Annotated in this window: 13 protein-coding genes; 1 reads left to right on the top strand and 12 read right to left on the bottom strand. The window is 63.0% G+C overall.

Annotated elements, in window-relative coordinates; translation table 11 throughout:
* Positions 1-216 precede the first annotated feature (216 nt).
* The 10 genes from C5P05_RS08470 to C5P05_RS08420 all read right to left on the bottom strand — a co-directional run bounded on the left by C5P05_RS08470 (position 217) and on the right by C5P05_RS08420 (position 9367).
* Positions 217-2190 carry a DUF3363 domain-containing protein gene (locus C5P05_RS08470; protein ID WP_114969410.1) on the bottom strand — a complete coding sequence of 658 codons (1974 nt, stop codon included), beginning with the start codon at positions 2188-2190 and terminating at the stop codon, positions 217-219.
* Between the two features lie 514 nt (positions 2191-2704).
* The gene (locus C5P05_RS08465) at positions 2705-3265 is read right to left on the bottom strand and encodes a S26 family signal peptidase (RefSeq protein ID WP_114969409.1); all 561 of its coding nucleotides are present in this window, start codon (positions 3263-3265) and stop codon (positions 2705-2707) included.
* 14 nt (positions 3266-3279) lie between these two features.
* Entirely contained in the window at positions 3280-4812 is a 1533-nt protein-coding gene (locus C5P05_RS08460) for a transposase (RefSeq protein WP_114969408.1), read from the bottom strand.
* Between the two features lie 84 nt (positions 4813-4896).
* Positions 4897-5439, bottom strand: coding sequence for a DUF2840 domain-containing protein (locus C5P05_RS08455; RefSeq protein WP_114969407.1), 543 nt, complete (start codon positions 5437-5439; stop codon positions 4897-4899).
* Positions 5436-5678, bottom strand: coding sequence for a chromosome partitioning protein ParB (locus C5P05_RS08450; RefSeq protein WP_114969406.1), 243 nt, complete (start codon positions 5676-5678; stop codon positions 5436-5438). Before C5P05_RS08450 ends, C5P05_RS08455 begins: the two co-directional genes overlap by 4 nt.
* Positions 5675-6313, bottom strand: a complete 639-nt coding sequence (gene parA, locus C5P05_RS08445; protein WP_114969405.1) for a ParA family partition ATPase — start codon at positions 6311-6313, stop codon at positions 5675-5677. The genes C5P05_RS08450 and parA overlap by 4 nt, the downstream gene beginning before the upstream one ends.
* A gap of 274 nt (positions 6314-6587) precedes the next feature.
* The gene (locus tag C5P05_RS08435; RefSeq protein WP_114969437.1) at positions 6588-7439 is read right to left on the bottom strand and encodes a replication initiator protein A; all 852 of its coding nucleotides are present in this window, start codon (positions 7437-7439) and stop codon (positions 6588-6590) included.
* Positions 7440-7474: 35 nt separating this feature from the next.
* Positions 7475-7777, bottom strand: coding sequence for a helix-turn-helix transcriptional regulator (locus C5P05_RS08430; RefSeq protein WP_114969438.1), 303 nt, complete (start codon positions 7775-7777; stop codon positions 7475-7477).
* An 84-nt stretch (positions 7778-7861) separates the two neighbouring features.
* A complete protein-coding gene (locus tag C5P05_RS08425; RefSeq protein ID WP_114969404.1) occupies positions 7862-8659 on the bottom strand; it encodes a DUF2285 domain-containing protein in 798 nt (265 codons plus the stop codon).
* A 357-nt stretch (positions 8660-9016) separates the two neighbouring features.
* Positions 9017-9367 carry a DUF2958 domain-containing protein gene (locus tag C5P05_RS08420; RefSeq protein ID WP_114969403.1) on the bottom strand — a complete coding sequence of 117 codons (351 nt, stop codon included), beginning with the start codon at positions 9365-9367 and terminating at the stop codon, positions 9017-9019.
* Positions 9368-9793: 426 nt separating this feature from the next.
* On the opposite strand from C5P05_RS08420, the gene C5P05_RS08415 reads away from it, so the two are divergent.
* Positions 9794-10090, top strand: a complete 297-nt coding sequence (locus tag C5P05_RS08415) for a helix-turn-helix domain-containing protein (RefSeq protein WP_114969402.1) — start codon at positions 9794-9796, stop codon at positions 10088-10090.
* Between the two features lie 46 nt (positions 10091-10136).
* Here the strand turns inward: C5P05_RS08415 and C5P05_RS08410 are convergent, their stop codons facing one another.
* Together C5P05_RS08410 and C5P05_RS08405 are read right to left on the bottom strand one after the other, a co-directional pair.
* Positions 10137-10445, bottom strand: coding sequence for a DUF736 domain-containing protein (locus tag C5P05_RS08410; RefSeq protein WP_114969401.1), 309 nt, complete (start codon positions 10443-10445; stop codon positions 10137-10139).
* Positions 10446-11208: 763 nt separating this feature from the next.
* Positions 11209-13245: a ParB/RepB/Spo0J family partition protein gene (locus tag C5P05_RS08405; protein ID WP_114969400.1), complete on the bottom strand. Its 2037-nt coding sequence runs from the start codon at positions 13243-13245 to the stop codon at positions 11209-11211.
* Positions 13246-13530 lie beyond the last annotated feature (285 nt).

Below are 13530 nucleotides of genomic sequence, written 5' to 3'. Positions count from 1 at the left end.
ACCCCCAGCTGTATTTAGCCGGCACCGAAATCGAGCAAAGGTTTCCTTCTCGCCCCGTAAATTCGGCCTCACCGATGCCGTCATGCAAACTCACAAACGGGTAACCGAGGCTGGGGAGGCTACCGATGTATCCGGTCAGCCCTACGGCCTCGCATCGAACAGCATCATCGCCGCGCCGGCACCTGTTCATCGCTCGCTGAAAGCAGCCTGGTCCAATTAATTGATTGAAGGACGCAGCCGTTGGCCTATTTCCCATGACACACCGCTATCGCGTATCACCGCCGTCAGGGCCTGCCCGATCCGTTGTTCGATCACTGGTTTCCATGGCACCAAGCTGAAGCCCATGCCGTTGTCGAGCATCGCAAAACGCCCGCTCGCGAGTTGCACATTACAGCGGTAGATGCCGCTGACTCGTTCACCGTCTGCTATCGGTCGATACGTCAAGCCAGTTTCCGCCGCGATGGTTTTGGCCGCGCCATTTATCTCGCGCTCGCGCAACGTCCCCAACAGATTGCGCGCCAGGATCACGCGTTGCCCACGTCGCTCTCCCAACCCCTGTTCGATCAGGAAATCCGAGCGCTGCCGCAGTGCTTCTCGCACCTCGCCGCCGAAACCGTTGTCGGCGATCCCGCTGGTGCCGCCGATCAATTGCTGATCCAACCAGGTTACGCCGATCACGCGCGTCTGCCGCTCGATAGGCAAGTGCGAGCGCAGTTCCACTGCCACACCACCCCGCCGATGCATGTCGTATTGCCGACCTTGCTCAGGCAGGTCCGCTGGCACGCGCCAGACTCCCTCGGAGATGCGCTCAACAATGCCAGCCCGACGCAGCGCCTCCAGCCGCCGAACATGGGCATTGACCACCTCGTGTGGATCGCGTTCGGCTGTAGGCGGAGATTGGGTCTGCGCCTTGGCAATAGCGAGGTGTTTATCGGTACGGTAGAGGCCATCGACCGCCAGCGTGACGATGTTCTTGTCAGCCATTCGGAATTCGGACGAACCGCGCGCTTCGACCACGGCCCCAACCGGGTACTGCGCCAGCTCCGTCTTGGCCGGCAACGCCACGTAGTGCGCCTTGCCGTCGATGCCATCGACCACCAGATAGCCCTTGTCGTACAGCTCGTCCGCGGGCCCTTTACCGGCTACCCGGCCGACAACGGAACGGCTTTCTTCTCCTGGCTGAAACACGGTCAGGTCGCGCTGTTGGCTTCCCATTGCCCGCTGCATCGTGCGAATGATGTCGCCGCGTTCCCCCATCGCCCGCAACACGCGTTCAGCATCGGCGTGAACCGCCCAGACGCTGGGGCGTTCCTCGGTGGCCAACCCCATACGTTGCAGCCGCTGCAAGCGGCCCACCTGCAGCACGCGCTGCTGCCGCAGCTTCGGGTCGCTGGCCGGCTGATCCACATGGTTCAGCCCATCCCGCGCTTCGCGTTGCAGCATGCGGTCCAGGCTGGTCCAGCGCTCCTGATCCACCTCGCGCAACAAGGTACGCTGGATTTCCAGCTCGGTGCGTGGCCCCAACCATTCGGTGGACAGTTCCCCAGCGCGCTCGCGCATGCCTCGGGTGATATAGGCCTGCGAAATGATGAGGTCTTTACCCGTGTCGTCCTTGCCCCGCAAGACGATATGCGTATGCGGGTTGTCGGTGTTCCAGTGGTTCACTGCCACCCAGTCCAGCCGACTGCCCAGGTCGGCTTCCATGCGCCCCATCAGGTGGCGCGTGTAGGTGCGCAGGTCTTCGAGCTGTTCGGCATCCTCGGGCGAAACGATCAAGCGGAACTGGTGCCGATCCTCCCGACCACGTTCCTCGAAACCCGGTAGATCCACTTCATCGGTCGTTGGCCCATAGGCCTTGCCGGTGTCCTGCTCGCGGCCGACGCCTTCGCGCTCGATGTAGCGCAGGTGGGTGATGGTCGAGCGCGCACCTGCCTGCTTGAGGTAGACCAGCCGCACCTTGACGGTGGCGCGCCGGGAAGTCGCAGACAGCGACTGCCCGGTGAAGCGCGCAGCCACATGACCACGCCCCAAGCGCGATCCGGGTGTCTTTCCGGGCTTGCGACCGGTCGAGTTGGCGCCCTTGCTGGCCTGCCGCAGCACCTGCGAGACGAAGGCCTGGCCGCGCTGCTTGGGTGCGCCGGGCCGGACGCTAAAACGGTCTTCATCGTCCGAGTTGCCGCGCCGGCTCATGCGGATACTCCAGCCAAGACCATCCGACCCGGGCGTGCCATGCACGCGGTTTCGCCAGTGCCCACAAGGCTTTGGCCGACATCGCGGCACGGTGCCGCCAAATGGCGCGTGCCGCGCCAACCCAACGTGCAGACTCGCTTATGGGCCGGCAGCGTGCCGGACCCTTCAATCTTGCCCTGCACCTTCCCCCTGCCTGACGGCACGGGTCTGCGGTGCCCCGGCGGCGCTGCGTCCCGCGCAGCCTGCCAGCCGACGAGCGCCAACCATACCTGTGGCATGCCGCGCTCAGGGCAAGCCATCTGCACGTTGGGGCGCACGCAAACGTGCGCGAAAGCGTGCGAAGAACTGTTCCTCAAACGCGGCAACGGATGCAAGGCAAAGCGCGGTGCAAATGCATTCAAGCTGCACGCACAATGACGTTGCGCTAGCATTGGCAATGACAAGTCCAATAGCACGTCAACGCAAAAACGAGACCACAAATGCCCCCGGTCAGTCTGCATGCAGTTAGTCGATTTCATGGTTGCTTCTCCAGGTAAATCGGCTGTGCCGTACCGATCACGGTGGATGCAGCAATCGGCCCGAAATACCGGCTGTCGAACGATGCCGGATTGGTCGCACTGAGCAGAAACAATTCACCTTCAACAAGCGCCCGACACTGCGGCCAGGAAGGTAGAGGGCGACCCATCCGGTCGGCGCGCAACACGGCGGCCGCGGGCACGCCGTCAATGCGCACGACACCGCCCACGATGCAGACGTGTTGAGGTGCAACCGCACCGACACGTTTGAGCAACGGGATGTGCGGCGGAAGGTAGCCACGCTGCGCGGCCAGTGTCGCGGCTTCTGCCGGAAGTTGGGCCAGTACGATGCTGCCGACATGCAGTGAGTCAGCTGGCACATTGACCGATTCGATGCGATACCAGCCGACCGGCACGCTGTTGGAGGGGTTGTAGACGACGTGTGCCGAAGGCATCGCGAAGGATGCCCAGGCCAGCGCGGAAAGGCCGCAAGCGGACAGCGCTGCCAGCACGAAGTGAGCGCGCATGCGCGAGCGAGGTTTGATCGTTGCCGCAGTCATCCTAGAAACGGCAGTTAGCCGACCAATGCGATTCGCTCCGACGGGTGCCACGGCGGCAATGGGCGGGTGATTTTCGCCACCACATAGTCCAAGAAAGTCCTCCATCGGTCTGTCAGCGGCAACTGCTCCGCAACAGCCCTGACATGACTCAAGGCCGCACGGATATGGGTGATGAGCTCGATCAGCTTGTCTTTTGCGGCGTGCATTGGCGTGAGATACAGCGTCGTCTGTCCTGCATGTTTGACCGCACGGCCCACACCGGCGAGTAATAGTGCGCGGCTGGTGATGGCCTCCATTCTCACGCCCGGTTTGGCTGCTCGGCAATACCAGCTCCACCAGTTGTAAAGGAGCGCCACGGCTCTGGCACTCGTCTGGCAGCGCTCAATGTCCTGGGTCGTGAATCCTCCCCAACCCCACTGATTTTTCAGCTCATCAAAGCCATTCTCACAATCGGCCCGGTCCCGGTAGAGTTGGCCAAATACCTCCAGGGCGTAGGTGCTGTTGGTCACCAGCACGGCGTACTCCCAGGCCTGCACATCCTTGTCGGGCATCAGCAGTTCAATCTGCTCGTCCTTGGTTTTTCGACTCAGCGCCAAATCGGCTTTGACGGCGCGACGCAAGACCACCACACGGCGTGATTTGTCCCAGCCCGACAGTTTGAGGGTGTCTTCGACGGCGCTCCAGCCCTGGTCGCTGGGTCCGGGTGTGCTCCAGTCATCACGCGCAAATTGGCGCGCCAGCAAGCGCTTGACGCCTACCGTCTGGCGCAGTTTGAACAGGTAGGGCTGGGCGCGCCCCTCCAACTCGGCGATAAAGGGCTCGTTGCCAAAGCCGCAGTCTCCTCGAACTAAGGCTGGGCGCTGCTGGGGCTCAAGTTTGTCCAGTACGCCGATCAAGCCAGGTCGCGCTTTGGCCGCACTGTGCTCTTTGCCGGGCGATACAACAACATCGAGCACCAGACGCAGGTTGCCGACCCAGTAGGTGTGCAGTGCGTGGCTGGGACGACCTGGCTTGTGCGGGTTGTAGCTCACCTCGGCTCCACTTTGTTTGCCGTACAAAGGTTTGATGGTGGTGTCGATATCCAGTATCCAGGGGGTGCTCAATGCGGCTTGCACGCTGCTCAGGAGTTGGGGCACCAGCCAAGTTTTGCTTTGCTCGGCGCTCATGCGGGACAACGAGCGACGCAGCGCGTCTTCGCTGATGATTTTCTCCATTCCCAGAATCTGAGGACTCACCGCATCACCTCGCAGGCCAGTGATGTGGGCATAGCGCTTGTGACCTGCCAGTATGGCCAGCAGCCATGTGCCCAACACATCGCGTTTGCTGTGCGCGTTCGGACTGCTGTAACTCAAGGGGCAGCTGTTCACCCAGGATTCGTAGACCCCGGTGGTGGCCAAAAACTCGGCAAAGAACGTCAGCTGTGCATTCGGTGTGGCGCTGGCAGCGTGGTCCCACTGTACGTGGATGCGACCTCCCGGTGTATCCACCGCCATGGCCCCAAGCGCATGCGTTTGAACAAGAAGTTGACGCCGTTTGGCTTCACCCATTTGGTGACCTCCGCAAATCTGTTGAAACTGGCTTCCAGTCTAGCTTGCAGCCCGTTTACGTCGCGCTAACTGCCGAAAATAGGGTCATTGCAATGCCCTCCCGGCGAGCCAGGCGGCATGTCGCTCGGCGGTGTATTGCGGCAACGCCAGGCGTGCGGAGAGACGATTGCCCAACGTGCGCCAGTACGCGGGCGACACATCGATGGGGTCGATGCCCAGCGCCTCGATGGCGTCGATCAACGGCAGCACGGCCTGCACCTGTCGCTCACCTTCGGCGTGCAGCAGGATGCGCGCGCCGGGTTGTATGCCGGGAATGCGCTGCACCGCGTCCAGCGGCGTGCAGACCTGCATCACCATGAGCTGCCAGCGGGTCGTACCGTAGTCGTTGGACTCCCAGCGGATGCGGCAGAAGATGGATGCCGGCAGGAACACCGCGCTGCGCCGCCAGCGGTCGAGCTGGATGGTGCGCGCCGGGTTGCCGAAGCGCAGATAGAGATTGATGCGTTTGTCCACATAGGCGAGCGCCGCGCGGGTCAACGGCGTGTTGCTCGCGCGGCCGGCCATCGCGTGTAACGAAGGCGCCGCCGCCGCTTTCGCTGGTGTCTGGCTATGAATATTTGTGGTCATGGTGTCTTCTCCGGGAACTCCCGCTCCAACATGGCGCGCAGCAGTTCGGCCACCGTGGTGCCTTGGGTGAAAGCAGAGACCTTGATGCGAGCGCGCAGCGCGGGCGTCACGTCGAGGGTCAGGCGTGCGGTGTACAGATCGCCCTTATTGATGTCCGTACCTTCACCCTGGCGAATCCAGGCTTCGGCTTGCGGATTCGCCGGTGGACGTGCGCCGATGGCGATGCGCTTGCTGCTCATGGCGACCACCGCAGCAGCTCATCCACCAGCGCAGTGATTTCGCGCGCGGCAGCGCTGTCCGGCACCAGTTCGCGTGCAAGCCGGCCAGCGGCCACGCTGTCAGCAAAGACGATGCGCTGGCGAACCTCCGCACGCAGTGCGGGTAATGGTTGATCGGCCAGCGAGTTGCGCGCCTCGCGCCCGATGACCGTGGTACTGACCCGCCGGTTGATGACGAAGGCCGCGCGCAGCGTTGGCCTGAAGACCTGGGCCTCGCGGATCAACGCCACCATCTCGGCGCTGGCCCAAACGTCGTAAGGGCTGGGTTGCACCGGGATCAGCACGCAGTCGGCCGCCAGCAACGCGGAGCGCGCGAGTGCGGCGATTCTGGGTGGGCCATCGATAACGATGTGATCGCAGCGCCTGGCCAGTTCTGGCGCTTCCTGGTGCAGGGTTTCCCTTGCCAAGCCGACCGCGCTGAACAACCGGGACAGTCCTTGCTGGCTGCGCCGTTGTGTCCAATCCAGGGATGACCCTTGCGGATCGGCATCCAGCAGGATGACTTGCTTGCCCTGCATCGCCAGTTCACCGGCGATGTGGGTGGCGAGCGTGGTTTTGCCGACCCCGCCTTTCTGGTTAAGCAAGGCGATGATCATGGCCTTGCTCCTGCTGGCGAACGGCTTGGAAAGCGGGGTTCAAAGCCGTGGTCAAAGCCGCCGTCAACGCTGGTTTCAGCACTTGTCCACCGAACCGGCGCGCTCTTACTAAAAGTTAGAGGTTTTAAGTTAGGGAAGTTAAGGGAGGCCGGAACCCGCGCCGTTATTGGCTTTGCGGCCGATTCGTACTCCTGATAGCACGAGGGACGTACTCCCGATAGCACGAGCCACCTTGCGCCTGATAGCACGAGCCCATCCACAGGCATTCCCGGAGTTATCCCCGTGCCGTTTGCGGCACGGGCCGAAAAGCCAGGATTTCTGGCTCGCCCGGCAATCTCTCGATGCTCAGGGTGTAGCCGGGCAAAGACTGCCGTGCCACCAAGGAACGCAGGTCGAAGGCGAAGTCCGAGATGCGTGCGGAGCTGCCCGATTTGCGGTGCAGATGCGGGAAGTCGAACTGCCAGCCACCGGGCTGTTTGCCACCGTGTTTGCGCACCAGCCGGTACAGCCAACGCTCGATCCCGCCCGTGAGCTTGAAATACGCCGGGTCGATGGTCAGCACTAGGGCTTCGTCCAGCACGCCCGCATAGAACCAGTCCGGCAGAATCAATTCGAGGCCCAGCGGAACCCCCTTGCTGTCGGCCCGCTCCTTCCACTCGTTGATCCACGAGAAGCGGTGCAGGCGTCGGCCTGTCGTTTCCCGGATCGAGGTCGCCACACTGGTGGATTGCAAGCGGTCCAGCGCCGCCTTCAGGCGCTGGTAGTCGTGCAGCGACGTGCCGCGCCCAATGAAGCGCAGGATCTCGTAGGGGGTGGCCTGCATCCGGCGGGAGCTGCGGATGCCCGCATCCCGCGCTTCCACGATCTGGCTGGCAGCCCAGATCAGGATGTCGGCATCCCAGATCGTGGCGATGCCGTGCTCTTGTGTTCCCTCCACGCGCACCGTCACGCCACCGGAGCGAAAATCGATCGGCGCAATACGCCGCGACTTGGCCAGTGAGAAGAACGGATAGGCCATCAAGTCCTGAGCGTCGCGTGGTGCAATATCGCCCGGCAGCGCGCGAAACAGGTCGAGCTGTTCGTGCTGCTGCATAGTCTGCGCTGGCGGCAGCGATGGGCTGGACATGGCGAAGGCCATCGGCACGCCTGGCTTGCCTGACCTCAGCGGCGGCCATGCTGACCATCCCGGCTATCGCCGGAATGGCGCTCGGCGTATTCGGGGTCGGAGGTGGCCTCGAAGCTGCGGGCGTCGGCCCAGCTTTCGAGGTCGGCCACCGCGTACATGACACGTCGGCCAAACTTGCGAAAGCGCGGCCCACCGCCGATGACGCGCTGCTTCTCCAGCGTGCGCGGCGACAGCCGCAGGAACTCGGCAGCCTCGTCGTTGGTCAGGTAGCGGGCTGGCGGCAAGGGTTGCTGCGTGGCAGCGGGTGCGGCAGCGGGCCGCAAGGGGACTGGTCTCATGGTGTGAACCTCCATCGTTCAGGGTCACCGGCCACAACAGCGCGACCGGATGGAGGCCAGTCTCAAGAAAGCACGGCGTTCTGCTCAGGGACGTTCTGCGTCTGATACAGAACGTCCCTGCCCAAGCGGTGGAAGCTGTGCGAGGCGGCGATAGCCGCCCAACATCAGCTTTTTGCCGCGTTGCACCAGGCGGCGCACACGGGCGCGCAGATCGCCGTCGGCGTGCCAGCCCTCGGCCACCGCATCGGAGCCGAACAGCACGTCGGCCACCGTGCGCAAGGACGCACCTGCCAAGGTGCCGTCGAGCGCCTGTAGGGTGTGCAGCTCCAGCAGTGACGAGGAGGATGGACGCGGCTTGACCACCCCCGCAGGCATGGTGTCGCTGGCCGCCTGCAGCTTGTCCAGTTCGCCCGCCAGCGAGCGATAGCTGGCGCAAGACGTTTGGCAGGCGCGGATGGCGTAGACGTAGGCCATGCCGTCCTCCAGCGCTGGCGAGAGTGTCAAACGCAGACAGCAACCTGGCTGCCGGGCGACCAGCACCAAACGTCTACCGTCATGGATCAGTTGTTTGTGGCCGGGAATGCGCCAGAAATCGAACGCCACTGCATCGGGCGGCGGATCGGCATCGGGATAGAGCTGCACCACGGACTCGTGGTCGGGGAACCAGGCCGGGTGCGCGTCCCGCGCATCCTGGCCGGGGTCTTCCAACTGGCGCAGACCCCAGTGCTGCGCCACCTCGGGGTGGCGGTGCCGATGCAACCAGTCATGCTGGTAGTCCGGGTCACGCCGCAGGTATTCCCAGGCCAAGGCCAGGCCGTCCAGGTGCAGGACGTAGAGATACGCGGCGCTCGGATGCCAATGATCGGAACTCAGCTCTGCCATGGCGCAACCTCCTGTCGAATAGCAGGAACAGTCGCCACGGGCACCAGAATTAAAAACTAGGGAGTCGTCAAAAAATGTGTGAGTTTCTGTAAACTGGCTATGTCAAGACTGACGGGCTCTGAAGCGTTGTAGGTGGTGTCCGAATGCGACGGCCGCGCAACCGGAAATGGTGCGCAGTATCCGAACACAGTGCCGCAAGGCCAGCCACGCATCGTGACTGTTTGGGTCGCATTTGCACCGCTACGGTGCATAGTCTGGATTGATGCGATCAGGGTCTTAACTGAGACCGAAATAGACTCAGTACGCCGTAGGCGGCAGCACCTGGATGGCCCGCCGCAGCGGGCCATGCGGTTCGCATCAGTCGATGATCGAACCGTTGATGCGGGCGAGCCGCACATAGTCTGACAGCGTGCGCTGCGCGACGAAATACAGATCGCGCGCAACCGGCAGCTTCAACGGCCCGACGATGGATGCCAGCTCGGATATCCGCACGGTGCCCAGCTCGGGCATGCCGATTCCGACATCACACAGGCCAAAGGCCGTATCGCCGTCCTCGGGATCGAGTTCGGTGAGCAGCCAGGTCGCGTGCGCGTCCGGGGTGAACAGCTTGACGACGGGCGGCGGGTCAATGTCCTGGCCTTCGGCAGTGGCTTGTCCATTGGCAAGCAGTTGGGCGCGTTGTTCGTCGGTGATGAGAGCTTGGGTCATGGTCGCTTCCTTTGAAGGGTTCACTCCACGGCGGAGCGAGGCGACTGGGGCGTGCGCGTAGAGCGCAGCCGTCATACCCCAACACGGTCCGGTGCGGGCCGGGGTTGACGGCAAGCGGCGTGCGCCAGACTCGCGTACTTGTCCGCTGTGGAGTGAACCCGAGAGCGGCCAGGATGCCCACAATGCCGTATTGCTGGATGCACGGAAAGCCTCAGATGTGCCATTAAGGATTTACGGAAGATCGTAAAAGCGTACAGATGGAAGTCAACGAATCCACGGAAGCAAAGAAACACGAATCCGGCTTTACGCAGATGCGTAAAAGCACGATGACGAGCGAGATACCGTTACCCAATATGGTAGGCCGAAATAGCCAATGAGTTAAAGATAACGTGGTTTTAATTGTGCTGTTAATCGACGCTTCTGTGCATGCAGAAGCGATCAATCCAGCGTGGCCGCCCGGTCGGCGCCACCACTTTCGAGGCCGAACCGGCACAAGCCTTCGGCGCGGCAGTGCGCGCGCTGAGAACGGAACAAGGGGTCGCCCAGGAGACGCTGGCCCACCTGGCGGGCATCGAACGCTCGCACATGGGCAAGATTGAGCGCGGCGAACACATGCCCACGCTGGCGATCATTCTTAAGATCGCACGGGCGCTGGGTTGCAGCTCGGCTGACTTGATGACGGCGACGGAAAGCCGCCTGACGGCTTCCGAGCCGGAGCACTGACCGTCAGGGAACGCCCCGCCACGGTGGGTGGGGCGCTGGGGCGGCGTCAGTCGCCCTTGCTGCGCGACCAGATGAGGTTGTGCGTGCCGTCCTCGCCTTCGATCAGGCGGGCGTAGACCGTGGCCGGAAACGAAGGATCATCCAAACTGCAAGACACGTAAGGCCTCTCAGCCTGGCTGACTTTCTTCCACGCCGCGCCGACTTCCAGCCCGTTGTTGGCCTGGATGCGGTAGTCGGGAGCGTTCTCGCTGGTCTTGTCGTTCGGGATGAATTTGACCTTGACGTTGAGCGTCAGGGTGCGAAGCGTGCCGGTGAAGCCGTCTTTGTCTGCGGTGAAGGTGCCGATGTTAGCCATGATGAAGTTTCCTTTCGGGGTTGCAAGATCGCGTCCATCGCGTCCTTGTCGGTGATCCAAGGGTGAGGGTCGGGCGGGCTGCACCGCGCAGCGGCCGCAACAGCGTGGAGGACCGGGAGGCCCAAAGAATTTGCTGCGCGAGGAAGGCGCACAGCGCCGGGGAAATTGTTTGGGCCGGACGGTTGCAGCCATGAAGCCCGAGGCGCAAGCCGTGCCCTTGCCAGGATTCACGACAAGCCAAGGACGCAGGGGGCGAACTGGCCCGAATGGAGCGATGGCCAACTCGGCATCCCCGCAGGAAGGCAGCGCCGGCATGGGCCTTGATGCTGACAAGGTCTGGTCCGGAACGACTGGCGGTAACGCTCCCTGTACCTGACGGCAACGGATTGAAGCGTGGCGTGGAGTCTTCATGGCAAGGCTGTGTGGCGCGTCGGTGAACCGTCCTTCGTGATGTAACTGGCGGCCAACCGTCAGCATCGTGGGCGGCACGCATTTGTACAACCTGCCGCAGCAAGGTGCAGCGCACCCCAGCATCCGCCTACCGTGGCGGGGGCTCTGCTTGGGCAAGTGCATCGCACGCGCAGGCCCGGCACGGGCCGGAGTGCCTTCGGTTTCGACGCCCCGCCACGAAGGCGGGGCGCGGTTTTGGTTTTTGGGGTGGCTCGTCGGCTGTTAGACCGGGCGCGGCAAACTTGCCGCGCCCGATTTTTAAAAAAAGATACCCCGGCGCATTTCTGTGCCGGGGCCATTTGTCATTGCTACCTCACGCGGCCAGCGCCTCGGCCACTTCCTCCACCTCGATGGCAGCATCCTGCTGGGCTTCCTTTGGCGTGTCGTTCGTCGTGTCCTGCGAACTTTCCTGCTGCGCGTCGTCCTGCGCCGCGCTGGCAATGTCCTCGCTCTGGAATATGGCGGGCATCCAGCCCGTCCCCACTGCCAGCCGTTCGGCCTCGCTGGCAATATCGGCCTTCTTGAGTTTCGCCAACCGGGCAACGTGTTCCGGCGCGAACTGCTGCACAGCTTCCAGAATCACCGCCTTGGAGACGTGGGAGAAATACCCCTCGGCAGTCGGCTTCCACCATGCCGCCATGTTCAACCCGACTGCCTGAGCCAACACCTTGCCCGGTGCATCGTGTTCCCGCGAAGAAACGACATCGACGGTCGAAGCCATGCATACCGCCAGCAACCGCACCAGTTCATCCTGCGGCAGTGCCAGCAGCACCGCGAACAATTCGGCATCGTCCTGCGGCAACTTCTCACCCCATGCCTGCTGTAGTTCCAGCAAGGCGAAAGCGGCAGGCGATTGCGGCCAGTCCGGGGCGTAGCCTTCCAACTTGTCCTGTAGGCGGACGCTGATGCCGATGGGCAGCGCTACCGCATGGGCGTTCTGCAAGACCCGCTGCACCATGCAATGCACCAGCGCGGCAAGGGATGCCTGCGGATTCCGCGCCAGTTCGATTTGCAGTGCCGCCGTGCGGTGGGCGCTCAAACGGCGTGCCAGTTTCTCGGAGATTCCGGCCTTCTTCGGCGCTGGGCTGTCCTCGTCCTCGGTGTCTTCCGGGTCGATGCCGCCTTGCACCCTCGCCAGCGTGCGCAGCGCCTTGGCTTCGGCCTCGCGCAGCAATCCGCGATGGATGACGGGTTCGCCTTGGCGGTCGAGCGTGACGACAACACCGGCAGCAGCGCGAACGGTTGAGCCATAGGCCAGCAATTCGGCTTCCAGTGCTTCCAGTTGCTCACCCAGGCGTTCGCCTTCTTCCTGCAAGGCCTCGGCCTTCTCTTCGTCCTCGGACTCAACGGCATCCAAGGCTCCGCCGATTTCGAGCACCTTCGCTTGCAGCTTGGCGATGCGCTTGGCCTCGCGGGCATTGGGCTTGCGCCGTTCCTTCGGGGCGCGCTGGAAGGCTTGCAGGTCGGCATAGGTGGCGGCGGGCACGGCCTCCACCCACGCCCAGCCCTCGCGGCGCACTTCGTCGGCAATGCCTGCCAACTTGTCCTGTGCCAGTCGGTCTATCAATGCCGCATCGGTCAGATAGATACCTTGGTCAGCATCCGCGAACAGGTCACGGCGAATGCCACCGCCTGCGGCCTCGTAGGCTTCCAGCCCGACAAAGCGCACCAGCGGATGACGGTGGGCATCAATTTCCCGCTCAGTCAGTCGTTCGCGCAAGGCGGTCGGGTTACGCTGCCAGTTCGGCGCATCGTAGAACGCGGCTTCCTGTGCGGCGTGGTCGTCGGTGATCGCCAATGCCATCAACTGGTCAAGGTTCACGGCATCGGCCCGATAGTCGGCCATCAAGCGTGGCGAGACATTCGCCAGCTTCAAGCGGCGCTGCACCACCAACGGGGTCACGCCAAAGTCTGCGGCAACGTCCTCGATGGGGCGGCCTTCCGCAATCAAGTCGGCGAACGCCTCGAACTGGTCGGCGGGGTGCATGGCTTCGCGCTGCACGTTCTCGGTCAGGCTGGCGGTACGCGCCGAGGCATCGGCCACCAGCAGGCAAGGCACCGGGTAATCCTTGGCAATGCGCCGTTTCTTCGCCAGCAGTTTCAATGCCGCAAGGCGGCGGCCACCGGCCACCACTTCGTAATGCTCGCCATCGCTGGCAAGTGTCACGGTCAGGTTTTGCAGCAGGCCCACGCGTTCGATGCTGGCGGCCAGCTCGGGGATGGAAGCGCCCAAGGTTTTTCGCACATTGCGCTTGGATGGGCGAAGCTGCGACAGCGGCACCAGCAGCATGTTTTGCGAGGGTGCAGCGGCTTCAAGGGCTTGGACTTCTTGATGGGTAACGGTGTTCATGGTGATAGCTCCTGTCCCGTGTCGGGACGAAAGAAAACAAAAAAATGGAAGAACAAAACTCGGTGTCGATTCACGGTGTCGGTATCTGCATGCACGCTCTCCTTGTCGTTTCAAAGCTGACCGGATTCCAAGATTCGGAGCCCGTTGTGGCTTTGGTTGGTTCGGCGCAGAGACCTGGGCCGGTCCCTGTTTGCCGCCGTCTTTCCTGAGTTCATCGCCCGCGAAAAACCGGGCCAGCGAGGGACTGGCTGTCAAGGAAGAAGCGCAGGGTTGGTGCGGCCCACA

The sequence above is a fragment of the Rhodoferax ferrireducens genome, assembly GCF_003347515.1.
Taxonomy (GTDB): domain Bacteria; phylum Pseudomonadota; class Gammaproteobacteria; order Burkholderiales; family Burkholderiaceae_C; genus Rhodoferax.
Note: the sequence above shows the minus strand (reverse complement) of the source record. Positions and strands in the feature narration are given on the sequence as shown.

Excerpts from the sequence above, each read along its gene's own strand:
- C5P05_RS08470 (WP_114969410.1), bottom strand. The coding sequence starts at position 2,190 with ATGAGCCGGCGCGGCAACTCGGACGATGAAGACCGTTTTAGCGTCCGG.
- C5P05_RS08465 (WP_114969409.1), bottom strand. The coding sequence starts at position 3,265 with ATGACTGCGGCAACGATCAAACCTCGCTCGCGCATGCGCGCTCACTTC.
- C5P05_RS08460 (WP_114969408.1), bottom strand. The coding sequence starts at position 4,812 with ATGGGTGAAGCCAAACGGCGTCAACTTCTTGTTCAAACGCATGCGCTT.
- C5P05_RS08455 (WP_114969407.1), bottom strand. The coding sequence starts at position 5,439 with ATGACCACAAATATTCATAGCCAGACACCAGCGAAAGCGGCGGCGGCG.
- C5P05_RS08450 (WP_114969406.1), bottom strand. The coding sequence starts at position 5,678 with ATGAGCAGCAAGCGCATCGCCATCGGCGCACGTCCACCGGCGAATCCG.
- parA (WP_114969405.1), bottom strand. The coding sequence starts at position 6,313 with ATGATCATCGCCTTGCTTAACCAGAAAGGCGGGGTCGGCAAAACCACG.
- C5P05_RS08435 (WP_114969437.1), bottom strand. The coding sequence starts at position 7,439 with ATGTCCAGCCCATCGCTGCCGCCAGCGCAGACTATGCAGCAGCACGAA.
- C5P05_RS08430 (WP_114969438.1), bottom strand. The coding sequence starts at position 7,777 with ATGAGACCAGTCCCCTTGCGGCCCGCTGCCGCACCCGCTGCCACGCAG.
- C5P05_RS08425 (WP_114969404.1), bottom strand. The coding sequence starts at position 8,659 with ATGGCAGAGCTGAGTTCCGATCATTGGCATCCGAGCGCCGCGTATCTC.
- C5P05_RS08420 (WP_114969403.1), bottom strand. The coding sequence starts at position 9,367 with ATGACCCAAGCTCTCATCACCGACGAACAACGCGCCCAACTGCTTGCC.
- C5P05_RS08415 (WP_114969402.1), top strand. The coding sequence starts at position 9,794 with ATGCAGAAGCGATCAATCCAGCGTGGCCGCCCGGTCGGCGCCACCACT.
- C5P05_RS08410 (WP_114969401.1), bottom strand. The coding sequence starts at position 10,445 with ATGGCTAACATCGGCACCTTCACCGCAGACAAAGACGGCTTCACCGGC.
- C5P05_RS08405 (WP_114969400.1), bottom strand. The coding sequence starts at position 13,245 with ATGAACACCGTTACCCATCAAGAAGTCCAAGCCCTTGAAGCCGCTGCA.